General features: G+C 70.6%; 12 protein-coding genes. 7 read left to right on the top strand and 5 right to left on the bottom strand.

Annotated features, from left to right (window positions below):
* Window positions 1–78 precede the first annotated feature (78 nt).
* Genes V7004_RS13575 through V7004_RS13565 form a run of 3 tightly spaced genes read left to right on the top strand, consistent with a single transcriptional unit; the run spans window position 79 to window position 2,734 of the window.
* The gene (locus V7004_RS13575) at window positions 79–1,266 is read left to right on the top strand and encodes an acyl-CoA dehydrogenase family protein (protein WP_334144635.1); all 1,188 of its coding nucleotides are present in this window, start codon (window positions 79–81) and stop codon (window positions 1,264–1,266) included.
* Window positions 1,267–2,049: an SDR family oxidoreductase gene (locus V7004_RS13570; protein WP_334144634.1), complete on the top strand. Its 783-nt coding sequence runs from the start codon at window positions 1,267–1,269 to the stop codon at window positions 2,047–2,049. It abuts the gene before it with no gap.
* A gap of 37 nt (window positions 2,050–2,086) precedes the next feature.
* A complete protein-coding gene (locus V7004_RS13565; RefSeq protein ID WP_334144632.1) occupies window positions 2,087–2,734 on the top strand; it encodes a DUF7674 family protein in 648 nt (215 codons plus the stop codon).
* A gap of 3 nt (window positions 2,735–2,737) precedes the next feature.
* Here the strand turns inward: V7004_RS13565 and V7004_RS13560 are convergent, their stop codons facing one another.
* Genes V7004_RS13560 through V7004_RS13540 form a run of 5 tightly spaced genes read right to left on the bottom strand, consistent with a single transcriptional unit; the run spans window position 2,738 to window position 6,576 of the window.
* Window positions 2,738–3,016: a hypothetical protein gene (locus V7004_RS13560; protein ID WP_334144631.1), complete on the bottom strand. Its 279-nt coding sequence runs from the start codon at window positions 3,014–3,016 to the stop codon at window positions 2,738–2,740.
* Window positions 3,017–3,023: 7 nt separating this feature from the next.
* The gene (locus V7004_RS13555) at window positions 3,024–4,211 is read right to left on the bottom strand and encodes a lipid-transfer protein (RefSeq protein ID WP_334144630.1); all 1,188 of its coding nucleotides are present in this window, start codon (window positions 4,209–4,211) and stop codon (window positions 3,024–3,026) included.
* A complete protein-coding gene (locus V7004_RS13550) occupies window positions 4,211–4,660 on the bottom strand; it encodes a Zn-ribbon domain-containing OB-fold protein (RefSeq protein ID WP_334144629.1) in 450 nt (149 codons plus the stop codon). The genes V7004_RS13555 and V7004_RS13550 overlap by 1 nt, the downstream gene beginning before the upstream one ends.
* 11 nt (window positions 4,661–4,671) lie before the next feature.
* A complete protein-coding gene (locus tag V7004_RS13545; RefSeq protein ID WP_334144628.1) occupies window positions 4,672–5,739 on the bottom strand; it encodes a hypothetical protein in 1,068 nt (355 codons plus the stop codon).
* 9 nt (window positions 5,740–5,748) lie between these two features.
* Window positions 5,749–6,576 carry an SDR family oxidoreductase gene (locus V7004_RS13540; protein WP_334144627.1) on the bottom strand — a complete coding sequence of 276 codons (828 nt, stop codon included), beginning with the start codon at window positions 6,574–6,576 and terminating at the stop codon, window positions 5,749–5,751.
* A gap of 105 nt (window positions 6,577–6,681) precedes the next feature.
* On the opposite strand from V7004_RS13540, the gene V7004_RS13535 reads away from it, so the two are divergent.
* From V7004_RS13535 to V7004_RS13520, 4 genes are read left to right on the top strand one after another with little or no spacing between them, the layout of a single operon-like run.
* Window positions 6,682–7,440, top strand: a complete 759-nt coding sequence (locus V7004_RS13535) for an enoyl-CoA hydratase family protein (protein WP_334144625.1) — start codon at window positions 6,682–6,684, stop codon at window positions 7,438–7,440.
* 14 nt (window positions 7,441–7,454) lie between these two features.
* The gene (locus tag V7004_RS13530; RefSeq protein WP_442968066.1) at window positions 7,455–8,315 is read left to right on the top strand and encodes a CoA transferase subunit A; all 861 of its coding nucleotides are present in this window, start codon (window positions 7,455–7,457) and stop codon (window positions 8,313–8,315) included.
* Window positions 8,315–9,124, top strand: a complete 810-nt coding sequence (locus V7004_RS13525) for a CoA-transferase subunit beta (RefSeq protein ID WP_442968065.1) — start codon at window positions 8,315–8,317, stop codon at window positions 9,122–9,124. The genes V7004_RS13530 and V7004_RS13525 overlap by 1 nt, the downstream gene beginning before the upstream one ends.
* Entirely contained in the window at window positions 9,124–10,206 is a 1,083-nt protein-coding gene (locus V7004_RS13520) for an NAD(P)H-dependent flavin oxidoreductase (RefSeq protein ID WP_334144620.1), read from the top strand. The genes V7004_RS13525 and V7004_RS13520 overlap by 1 nt, the downstream gene beginning before the upstream one ends.
* Window positions 10,207–10,239 lie beyond the last annotated feature (33 nt).

The following is a 10,239-nucleotide window of genomic DNA, read 5'->3' as shown; positions in this document are numbered from 1 at the left end:
GTTCGGGGGAGTGGGGGCGGGTCTGCGTGTGCGTCACCTGGGATCTGACGGGTCGTCAGAGGTAGGCTCGGCGCTGCCATGGACCTCAGCTTCACCCCAGAGCAGGAGCGGTTCCGCAAGGAGGTGCGCTCGTACCTCGACGACCTGCTCCACGGGGAGTTCGCCGAGATCCGCGGACGCGGCGGGCCCGGCGACGAGCACTCCTGCTTCGAAGAGCGGCTGGCCTGGGAGCAGCGGCTGGGCGCCGACGGGTGGACCTGCGTCGGCTGGCCGACCGAATTCGGCGGCCGGGGCCTGCCGCTCCACCAGCAGGTCATCTACTTCGAGGAATACGCGCGGGCGGGCGGCCCGGGACGGCTCGGGCACATCGGGGAAGGGCTCATCGGCCCCACGCTGATCCACTTCGGCACTCCCGAGCAGCAGCGACGCTTCCTCCCGCCGATCCGCCTCGGCCAGGAGCTGTGGTGCCAGGGCTACTCGGAGCCGAACGCGGGATCGGACCTCGCCAACATCCAGACCCGGGCCGAGCTCGACGGCGACCGCTGGGTCATCAACGGCCAGAAGGTGTGGACCTCGCTCGCCACCTGGGCGCACTGGTGCTTCGTGCTGGCCCGCACCGATCGGGACGCCCCGAAGCACAAGGGCATCTCCTTCCTGCTGGTCCCCATGGACGCCCCGGGCATCGAGATCCGCCCGATCGTGCAGATCACCGGCTCCTCGGAGTTCAACGAGGTCTTCTTCTCCGACACCCCCACTCCGGCCGATCTCGTCGTCGGTGGGATGAACAACGGCTGGAAGGTGGCGATGGGTCTGCTCGCCTTCGAGCGGGGGGCGTCGACGCTCGGCCAGCAGTTCGCGTTCATGCGGGAGTACCGCGAGGTCCTCGAGGCCTGCCGGCGCAACGGTCGAGCCGGCGATCCCGTCGTTCGCCAACGGCTGGCGCAGATGTGGAGCCGGTTGGAGATCATGCGGCTCAACACCCTGCGCATGCTGACCATGGCCGACCGGCCCGAGCTCAGCGGCCCCGCCTACATCTCCAAGCTCTACTGGGCCCGACTGCACCGGGATCTCGGTGAGCTGGCGGTCGACGTGCTCGGTCCCGAGGCCATGATCGCTGCCGGCACCCCCTTCGAGCCGACGGCCGCGCAGCGACTCTTCCTCTACAGCCGGGCCGACACCATCTACGGCGGCGCCAACCAGATCCAGCGCAACATCATCGGCGAGCGCGCTCTCGGGCTCCCGCCTGAACCGAAGGTGATCGGCTGAATGCCCTCGTCCCCCCCACCGTACGTGCCTGCGCACGGCCTGCTCGACGGCAAGACGGCGGTGGTGACCGCGGCCGCGGGCACCGGCATCGGGTTCGCGGTCGCCAAACGTTGCGCGGAGGAGGGTGCCCGGGTCCTCATCAGTGACATCCACGAGCGCCGGCTGGCGGAGGCTGCCGAGCGGTTGGGAGAGGTCAGCGGCGAAGTCCCTCCCACCGTGGTGTGCAACGTGGCCGTCGAGGAAGACGTGCAGCGGCTGTTCGAGGTGGCGGTGGCCGAACTCGGTCACGTCGACGTGATGATGAACAACGCGGGGCTCGGTGGCACCGCCAACCTGGTCGAGATGACCGACGAGCAGTGGTTCTCGGTGCTCGACGTCACGCTCAACGGGACGATGCGCACCACCCGCGCCGCGATGCGCCACATGATGCCGAGGGGGAGCGGGGTCATCGTGAACAACGCTTCGGTGGTCGGCTGGCGCGCCCAGGAGGGCCAGGCCCACTACGCGGCCGCCAAGGCCGGGGTCATGGCCCTCACCCGCTGCGCGGCGCTGGAAGCGGCCCACGCCGGGGTGCGGATCAACGCGGTCGCACCCAGCCTGGCCATGCATCCGTTCCTGGCCAAGGTGACGACCGAGGAGCTGCTCGAGCAGCTCGCAGCCCGCGAAGCGTTCGGCCGCGGTGCGGAGCCATGGGAGGTCGCCAACGTGATGGTGTTCCTGGCCAGCGACTACTCCTCGTACATGACCGGTGAGGTGGTGTCGGTCAGCAGCCAGCATCCCTGAGGCCTGGCGCTCCGGCGAGCCCTAGGCTGCGCAACGGATGCTGCGTCGCGACCAAGCGCTGGACCTGCTCATCGAGGCGTGCCCGTCGTTCCTCGCGGCCGATGACCTCCACGCGTTCAACCGCACCTTCGAAGAGCACGGCGAACCGGATCTGTTCATCCGGGTGGTTGCCTTCTCACAGCATCTCGTCACGCTGGTCGAAGCGGGAGAGACGGCCGAATGGCCGGCGGTCGCCACCGCGGTCGACCAGGTGCTCGTGGAGGGTGACCCCGAGGCCGTGGAGCTCATCGAGCTCGGCCTCATCGAGAACCTCCAGAACATCGTCTCCCACCACGACGTGACGGCCACCGGGGAGCGCATCGAGTCCCTCCTCGGTCCCCGCGGTCGGGAGTGCTGGCAGCGGCGAGCGGAGCTGTGGGCGCAGGCGAGCATGCACGTCGGGGACACCGCACCGACGGAGGCGGACTACGACCGGGTCACCGATCCCGACCTGCGCCTCTACTTCCGAGCCAACACCCGGGCGCTGCCGGACGGCCGGCTGATCAGCGCCACCGACGTCTTGAAGCAGGAGCAGCGCGCCCTGGACCGCTTGCGCACCCACCAGCGGCGCGCGCTGCGGTGGCTGCTCGCGGGTGCGCTGCTGCTGGGCCTGGCTCTCGTGCTGGCGACGTACACGCTGCGCTGATGGTCAGCGACCCTGGTGCCGTCGAGCCTGCGCCAGGCCCCGTTCCCAGCCCCGAGCGATACCGGCTCCGGTGCCCACGGCTGACAGCACGACCACGCCGGTGAGCAGACCCTGCACCACTACCCGGAACCACCACCCGATCGAACCGGGTTGCCAGCCCAGGAGCAGGACCTGGGGGAGGAACAGCACCACGCTGAGCAGGACCGCGGACCAGAAGACCGGATCACGGTGAACCGGGCGGAGGAACCCTCGCCAGTGCCAGTCGGCTCGCCGGGAGGCCATCGGGCGGTCAGCGCGTGAGGATCACCGAGCTGCCGTGCCCGAACAGGCCCTGGTTCACGGTCAGCCCCACCCGGGCACCGTCGACCTGGCGTTCGCCGGCCTCGCCGCGCAGGTGCCAGGTGACCTCGCACACCTGGGCCAGCGCCTGTGCCGGGATGGCCTCGCCGAAGCAGGCCAGGCCGCCACTGGGGTTCACCGGGATCCGGCCGCCGATCGTGGTGTCGCCGTCGTTGAGGAGCCGCTCGGCCTCCCCCTCCTTGCAGAGCCCGATGTTCTCGTACCAGTCGAGCTCGAGCGCGGTGGACAGGTCGTACACCTCGGCCAGATCCAGGTCTTCGGGACCGAGCCCCGCCTCCTCGTAGGCCGCGGCGGCGATGGCGTCGCGGAACTGGCGTTCGGGCAGCGGGACCACCGCGGCGGAATCGGTGGCGAAGTTGGGCATCTCGATGATCGTCTGAGGGTAGGTCGGAGTGACGGTCGAGACCGCCGCGATCCGCACCGGGCTCGTGGTGTGCCGGCGGGCGAACTCCAGGCTGGTGAGCACCACGGCGGCCGCGCCGTCGCTCGTGGCGCAGATGTCGAGGAGCCGGAGCGGATCGGCGACCACCGGGGAGGCCATGACCTCCTCGACGGTCACCTCCTTGCGGTACCGGGCGTAGGGGTTGGACAGGCCGTGCCGCGCGTTCTTCACCTTCACCCGGGCGAAGTCCTCGCTCGTCGCCCCGTAGAGCTCCATGCGCCGACGGGCGTAGAGCGCGAAGTACGTGGGGTTGGTGGCGCCGAGGAGGCGGAAGCGCAGCCAGTCCGGGTCGTCCTGGCGTTCACCGCCCACAGGAGCGAAGAACCCCTTGGGCGTGGTGTCGGCGCCCACCACGAGGGCCACATCACAGAACCCGGCGAGGATCTGGGCCCGGGCCACGTTCAGTGCCTGGGCACCCGACGCGCACGCGGCGTAGCAGCTCGCCACCCGGTTGCCCTTCCAGCCGAGGGCCTGGCTGAAGGTCGCCCCGGCGATGAAGCCGGGGTAGCCGTTGCGGATGGTGTCGGCCCCCGCCACGTACTGCACGTCCCGCCAGCTCAGGCCGGCGTCGGCCAACGCGGCCTGGGCAGCGTGCACCCCGTACTCGACGAAGTTGCGACCCCACTTGCCCCAGGGGTGCATGCCCACGCCGAGGACGGCCACCTCACCCGCCATCAGCGGGCCCCCTCGGTCACCGGACGCCACTTCCAGACCAGGTACTCGTGCTCGTCGTCCTCGAACAGCGTGTCGACGACCAGGTCCACCTCGGTGCCGACGGTGAGGTCCTCCAGCCGGACTCCCGCCACGAGCTGCCCCAGCACCACCATCTTCTCCTCGGCCAGCTCCACCGCGGCGAGCGAGAAGGGCTCGAACGGGTCGGTGGTGGGCACGTACGGCGGCGGGGGCTGGTAGCACGCGTTGGTGTACGACCAGATGGTGCCCCTCCGGCTGAGCTCGACCTCTTCGAAGTCGCGCCCCGTGCAGTCGGGGTTCTTGCAGAAGCTGGTCTCGCGGGGGAACGAGTAGGTGCCACAGCTCGCGCAACGGGTGCCGAGCAGGGCGGGACGATCAGGATCGGTGGTGAACCAACCCTCGACCGCGGGCACTCGGGTCTTGTCGCTCACGGCTGGTCACGCTACTCGACCACCCAGGATTCTGACGACTCGTCAGTTTCGCGCCCGAGGGTCGCCAGCCGGGCACGGATCCCGCTCGTCTCCCGGGACAGGCCGAGCGCCGCGCACTCGCGCCAGGCCCGCTCGTAGAGGCGCCGGGCGGAGAGCAGGTGACCGCGTGCCTCCGCGAGCCGGGCCTCCTCGAGCCGGGCCACCGCCGCGGCGGGCCGGGCCCCGAGGCGGTCGAGCTCCTGCACGGCCCGGATGGCGGCGGGCTCGGCCCGCTCGGCCTCGCCACCCTCCCGCCACACCACCCCCCGGGCCAGGTCGAGCTGCGCCGACCAGTACGACCGTCCGGTGGCCACTACGGGGACGCCGGCCTCGATGAGGTAGCGGGTCGCGGTCATCAGATCCCCGGCCGTCGCGAGCAGCCGGGCCATCGTGGTCAGGAGCGCGGCCGCGACCGCGTTCGCCCAACGCTGCTCTGGTGCCCGGCCGGGCGCGGCGAGACGGGGCGCCACCTCCTCGGTGAATCGGACGGCTTCGAGCAGCCGGCCCTGCGCGGCGACGATGAGCGCCCGGTCGGCTTCCACCATCGCGGCCAGGGCACTGCTGTGTGCTCGTCGGGCCAGGTCGGCTGCAGCGTTCACCAAGAGATGCGCGTCGTCGAAGCGCCCGCGTGCCGCGGCCAGCATGGCCTGCCCTCGGGTGGCGGCCAGGCGGCTGTCGAGCGGCTGCTCGGGGCGGGCCAACCAGTCCAGGTAGCCGGAGGCCGAGTCCCAGCGTCCGGTCAGCAGGTACAGGTCCGCGAGGAGCCGGTGGTGCCAGTGGCCGCCGGCGACCTCGGCGACCGACGCCGTGCCGGGCAGCCGGGCCAAGCCGTACTCGAGCCAGGCGATGGCGTCGGTGTAGAGCTCCTGCTCGGCCAGCGCGGCGCCCACGAGCAGGGCGGTTGCGGGCACCAGCTCCTGCTGGGTGGCATCGGCCTGGAGGATGGCCGCCACCGCTGGGCCGTCGCGGACGATCTGGTCGTACGCCCCTCGCCCGAACGCGGCCCGCAGGTCACGGTAGGTGCGCCCCGCGATCAGCATGCATCCTGTCTACCCGCCCCCCGGGGACGGTGATGCGCCGGTCACGCCGGTCGCGTCGGCGTTGGCAGCCGAGAGAAACAGCGGTCGTTCGCCGCCACCGTGCACCACCAGGTTGGCGCCGCTGACGTAGCCGGCGAGCGAGGAGGCGAGGTACAGGCAGGCATCCCCCACGTCCACGGGCGTGCCCATACGCCGCAGGGGGATGGTGCCGGCCACCGCCGCCACCCCATCGGCGTCGCCGTAGTGCAGGTGGGCCTGTTCGGTCTCGATGTAACCGGGCGTGACCGCGTTGACCCGCACTTTCGGTGCCCACTCGACCGCCAGGGTCGTCGTGAGGCTCAACAAGCCGGCCTTGGCCGCGCCGTAGGCCGCGGTGCCGGGCGAGGGGCGGAGGGCGCTGACGCTGGCGATGTTGATGATGGACCCCCCGCTCTCCTGTTCCTGCATCACGGCGTTGGCGGCCTGGGCGACGTGCAGCGGGGCCAGCAGGTTCAAGCGGACGATCGACTCGGAGAACCGAGGCGAGGCCTGCGCGGCGTCCGCCCGCGGCGAACCGCCGGCGTTGTTCACCACCACGTCGAGCCGGCCGAAGCGTTCCACCGCGAAGGCCACGACGGCGGCAGCCTGTTCAGGGTCGCGTAGGTCGGCGGCCACGAAGGCCGCCTGGTTGTTCTCCACCGCCACCGGGCTGTCGGGCTCGTGGCGAGCCGACACCACCACCGTGGCGCCAGCCTGGAGGAAGCGGGCGGCGATGCCTCGGCCGACCCCTTTGGTGCCGCCGGTGACGAGGACGACCGACCCGCTGAGATCGAGGGGGTTTCCGAGTGCGCCGGTCATGTCGAGCTCCTCCGGGGATTCGCAACGCAGGTGATGATCGCCTACCTTGCCACACCGAGCTGACGCCCCATCAGAAACGGTGGGGCAGTGTCGGATGGAGCCGCCATGGGCATCACATCGTCGATCGAGGACGGCATCGCGGAAGTGGTCATGGAGCACCCACCGGTGAACGCGCTGACGGTCGCCGGCTGGTTCGAGCTGGCCGACGTCGTGCGCGGGCTGGGTGAGGACCGCAGTGTGCGGGCCGTGATCCTGCGGGCCGAGGGCAAGGGCTTCAACGCCGGGGTGGACATCAAGGAGATGCAGGCCACCGAGGGCTTCGACGCCCTCCTCGGCGCCAACCGCGGCTGCTTCGCGGCCTTCGCCGCGGTGTACGAGTGCGCGGTGCCCGTGATCGCGGCAGTGCACGGCTACTGCCTGGGCGGAGGCATCGGCCTGGTGGGCAATGCCGACATCGTGGTGGCGTCCACGGACGCCTACTTCGGGCTCCCCGAGGTCGATCGGGGGGCGCTCGGTGCGGCGACCCACCTGGCCCGGCTGGTGCCCCAGCACAAGATGCGAGCCATGGTCTACACCGCCGCCACGGCCACGGCCCAGGAGCTGCACCAGTTCGGTTCGGTGTTGCAGGTGGTCGAGCGGGACGAGCTCCGCCCGGCGGCGATCGAGGTGGCTCGCCAGATCGCCATGAAGAGCCCGACGGTCATCCGGGCGGCCAAGGAGTCGTTGAACGGCATCGACCTGTGGGACGTGAAGCGCAGCTACCGCTATGAGCAGGGCTTCACCTTCGAGCTGAACCTCTCGGGCGTGGCCGATGAGGCGCGCGACGCCTTCGTCGAGGGGCGCGACGCCGACTTCACCAAGTAGGAGTGCTGATGGCGCTGCCCGACAAGCGCATGACCGAAGAAGACGTGATCGCCGAGCTCCGCGACGGCATGACGATCGGCATCGGCGGCTGGGGGTCCCGCCGCAAGCCGATGTCACTCGTGCGGGCGATCCTGCGTTCGCCGCTGCGAGACCTCACGGTGGTGAGCTACGGCGGCCCGGACATCGGCCTGCTCTGCGCCGCGGGCAAGGTCCGCAGGGCGATCTACGGGTTCGTCTCCCTGGACTCGATCCCGCTGGAGCCGCACTTCCGGGCTGCCAGGCAGACGGGAGCCTTGGAGGCGATGGAGCTGGACGAGGGCATGCTGCTGCTCGGCCTGCAGGCCGCGGCCTGGCGGGTTCCCTTCCTCCCCACCCGGGCCGGCCTGGGGTCGGACCTGCTCACCGTGATGCCCGAGATCCGCACCGTCCGCTCGCCCTACGATGATGGCGAGGAGCTGGTGGCCATGCCGGCGATCAAGCTCGACGTCGCGCTCATCCACATGAATCGGGCCGACCAGGCCGGCAACGGGCAGTTCCTCGGACCGGACCTGTACATGGACGACTGGTTCAGCCTGGCCGCGGATCGCACGTTCCTGTCCTGCGAGCAGGTGGTGCCCACCGAGGACTTCGCCCGGTTCGGGTCGTTCCACACGCTGCGCATCAGCCGGCTGAACGTCGACGGTGTCGTCGAGGCACCGAACGGGGCGCACTTCACCGAGTGCCCACCCGACTACGGACGCGACGAGGCGTTCCAGAAGCAGTACGTGGCGGCGGCGTCCTCCGAGGAGACCTGGTCGGCGTTCGCCCGGGAGTGGCTCGAGTTCGAGTCCGAGGCCGAGTACCAGGCGGCGCTGGCGGCGAGGAGGCAGGGCTGATGGGTGGATCAGCCGAAGCAGTCCCGGGGGTGACCAGGGCCGAGGTGTGCGTGGTCGCGGTGGCCGAATGCTTCCGTGGCGATGGTGAGCGCCTCTGCAACCCCATCGGCACCATCCCCATGATCGGCGGTCGCCTGGCCCGGGAGACCTTCGAACCGTCGCTGGTGATGACCGACGGCTTCGCCATGTTCACCGCTTCGTGCCTGCCTCCCGGTGTGAACCCCTACCGCAACGTCGACGGCAGGCTGGAGCTCGACGAAGTGGTCGAGAGCTGGAACCCCTACCCGCAGATGTTCACCGTGCTGTGGAACGGCAAGCGTCACGTGATGATGGGGGCGAGCCAGATCGACCGCTACGGCAACCAGAACATCGCCTGCATCGGTGACTGGCATCGCCCCCGAGCCCAGCTGCTGGGCTTCCGGGGCGCGCCGGGCAACACGATCAACCACACCACGAGCTACTGGGTCCCGAACCACACCCCGAAGTCCTTCGTGGAGAAGGTCGACGTGGTGAGCGGGGTGGGCTACGACCGGGCCGCCGCGCTGGGCCCTCGGGCGGCGCGGTTCCACGAGATCCGCCGGGTGGTCTCGAACCTCGGGGTGTTCGACTTCGAGACCCCTGACCATCGCATGCGGGTGCGCAGCGTGCACCCTGGCGTGTCGCTCGAGGAGGTGCAGGAGGCGACGGGCTTCGAGCTCGCGGTCGCCGACGACCTCGACGAGACCCGGCTCCCCACCACGGAGGAGTTGCGGTTGATCCGCGAGGTCATCGATCCCGCAGGGCTGCGCACCACCGAGGTCAAGAACTGATGCCGGCTTCGGCCGGCCCGCCGCCGGGTCGGCGAGCGCTGCACACCCGTGCCTGTGAGCTGTTCGGGGTGCGGTACCCGATCGTGCAGACCGGCATGGGGTGGGTGGCCGGGGCGCGGCTCACCGCAGCGACCAGCGCGGCCGGCGGCCTGGGCATCATCGCCTCGGCCACCATGACCTGTGCCGAGCTCGAGCGAGCCATCCGGGAGGTCAAGGCGCGCACGGACAACCCCTTCGGCGTGAACCTGCGCGCCGACCAGCCCGACATCGACGATCGGATCACCCTGCTCATTCGGGAGGGGGTCCGGGTGGCGTCCTTCGCCCAGGCTCCCCGGCGGGAGACCATCGCCCGGCTCAAGGATGCAGGCGTGGTCACCATGCCGACCGTCGGGGCCAGGCGGCACGCGGAGAAGGTGGCGGAGTGGGGCGTGGACGCCGTCATCGCCCAGGGCGCCGAGGGAGGCGGGCACACGGGCTCGGTGCCGACCTCGCTGCTGCTGCCCCAGGTGGTCGATGCCGTGGACATCCCGGTGCTCGGCGCGGGTGGATTCACCGACGGGCGGGGGCTGGTGGCTGCGCTGGCGTGGGGCGCCGACGGCATCGCGATGGGCACTCGCTTCCTGCTCACCCGTGACTCCACGGTGCCCGAGCTCATCAAGCAGATCTACCTGAGCAAGACCGTCAACGACACCGTGGTCACCAGGGCCATCGACGGGTACCCGCAGCGGGTGATCCGCACCGAGGTGGTCGACGAGCTCGAGCGCTCGTCAGTGCTCACCCGTCTCCCCAGGGCGGTGCGCAATGCGCTCGCCTTCCGCCGGCTCACCCGCACCAGCTACCGGGACCTGCTCCGAGAGGGCCTGGCGATGAAGCGCAACCAGGATCTCACCTGGAGCCAGCTCGTCATGGCCGCCAACGCGCCCATGCTGATCAAAGCCACGATGGTGGACGGGCGACCGGAGGTAGGGATCCTGCCCACCGGGCAGGGCATCGGTGTCATCGAAGACCTCCCGTCGGTGGCCGAGCTGATCGAGCGCATCATGGGCGAGGCCGACCGGGTCCTCGCCGCGCTGACGGACTGAGAGAAACGGGAAGGCCGGGTGGCGGTCGCCACC

The sequence above is a fragment of the Rhabdothermincola sp. genome (assembly GCF_036846205.1).
Lineage (GTDB): Bacteria > Actinomycetota > Acidimicrobiia > Acidimicrobiales > Acidimicrobilacustridaceae > Rhabdothermincola.
The sequence above is the reverse complement of the archived record's forward strand: the minus strand, read 5'-3'. Positions and strand labels throughout refer to the sequence as shown.

What these genes read in the sequence shown, in the direction of transcription:
- V7004_RS13560 (WP_334144631.1), bottom strand. Translation starts at nt 3,016, where the DNA reads ATGGCCTCCCGGCGAGCCGACTGGCACTGGCGAGGGTTCCTCCGCCCG.
- V7004_RS13525 (WP_442968065.1), top strand. Translation starts at nt 8,315, where the DNA reads ATGGGTGGATCAGCCGAAGCAGTCCCGGGGGTGACCAGGGCCGAGGTG.
- V7004_RS13520 (WP_334144620.1), top strand. Translation starts at nt 9,124, where the DNA reads ATGCCGGCTTCGGCCGGCCCGCCGCCGGGTCGGCGAGCGCTGCACACC.
- V7004_RS13570 (WP_334144634.1), top strand. Translation starts at nt 1,267, where the DNA reads ATGCCCTCGTCCCCCCCACCGTACGTGCCTGCGCACGGCCTGCTCGAC.
- V7004_RS13565 (WP_334144632.1), top strand. Translation starts at nt 2,087, where the DNA reads ATGCTGCGTCGCGACCAAGCGCTGGACCTGCTCATCGAGGCGTGCCCG.
- V7004_RS13575 (WP_334144635.1), top strand. Translation starts at nt 79, where the DNA reads ATGGACCTCAGCTTCACCCCAGAGCAGGAGCGGTTCCGCAAGGAGGTG.
- V7004_RS13540 (WP_334144627.1), bottom strand. Translation starts at nt 6,576, where the DNA reads ATGACCGGCGCACTCGGAAACCCCCTCGATCTCAGCGGGTCGGTCGTC.
- V7004_RS13535 (WP_334144625.1), top strand. Translation starts at nt 6,682, where the DNA reads ATGGGCATCACATCGTCGATCGAGGACGGCATCGCGGAAGTGGTCATG.
- V7004_RS13545 (WP_334144628.1), bottom strand. Translation starts at nt 5,739, where the DNA reads ATGCTGATCGCGGGGCGCACCTACCGTGACCTGCGGGCCGCGTTCGGG.
- V7004_RS13555 (WP_334144630.1), bottom strand. Translation starts at nt 4,211, where the DNA reads ATGGCGGGTGAGGTGGCCGTCCTCGGCGTGGGCATGCACCCCTGGGGC.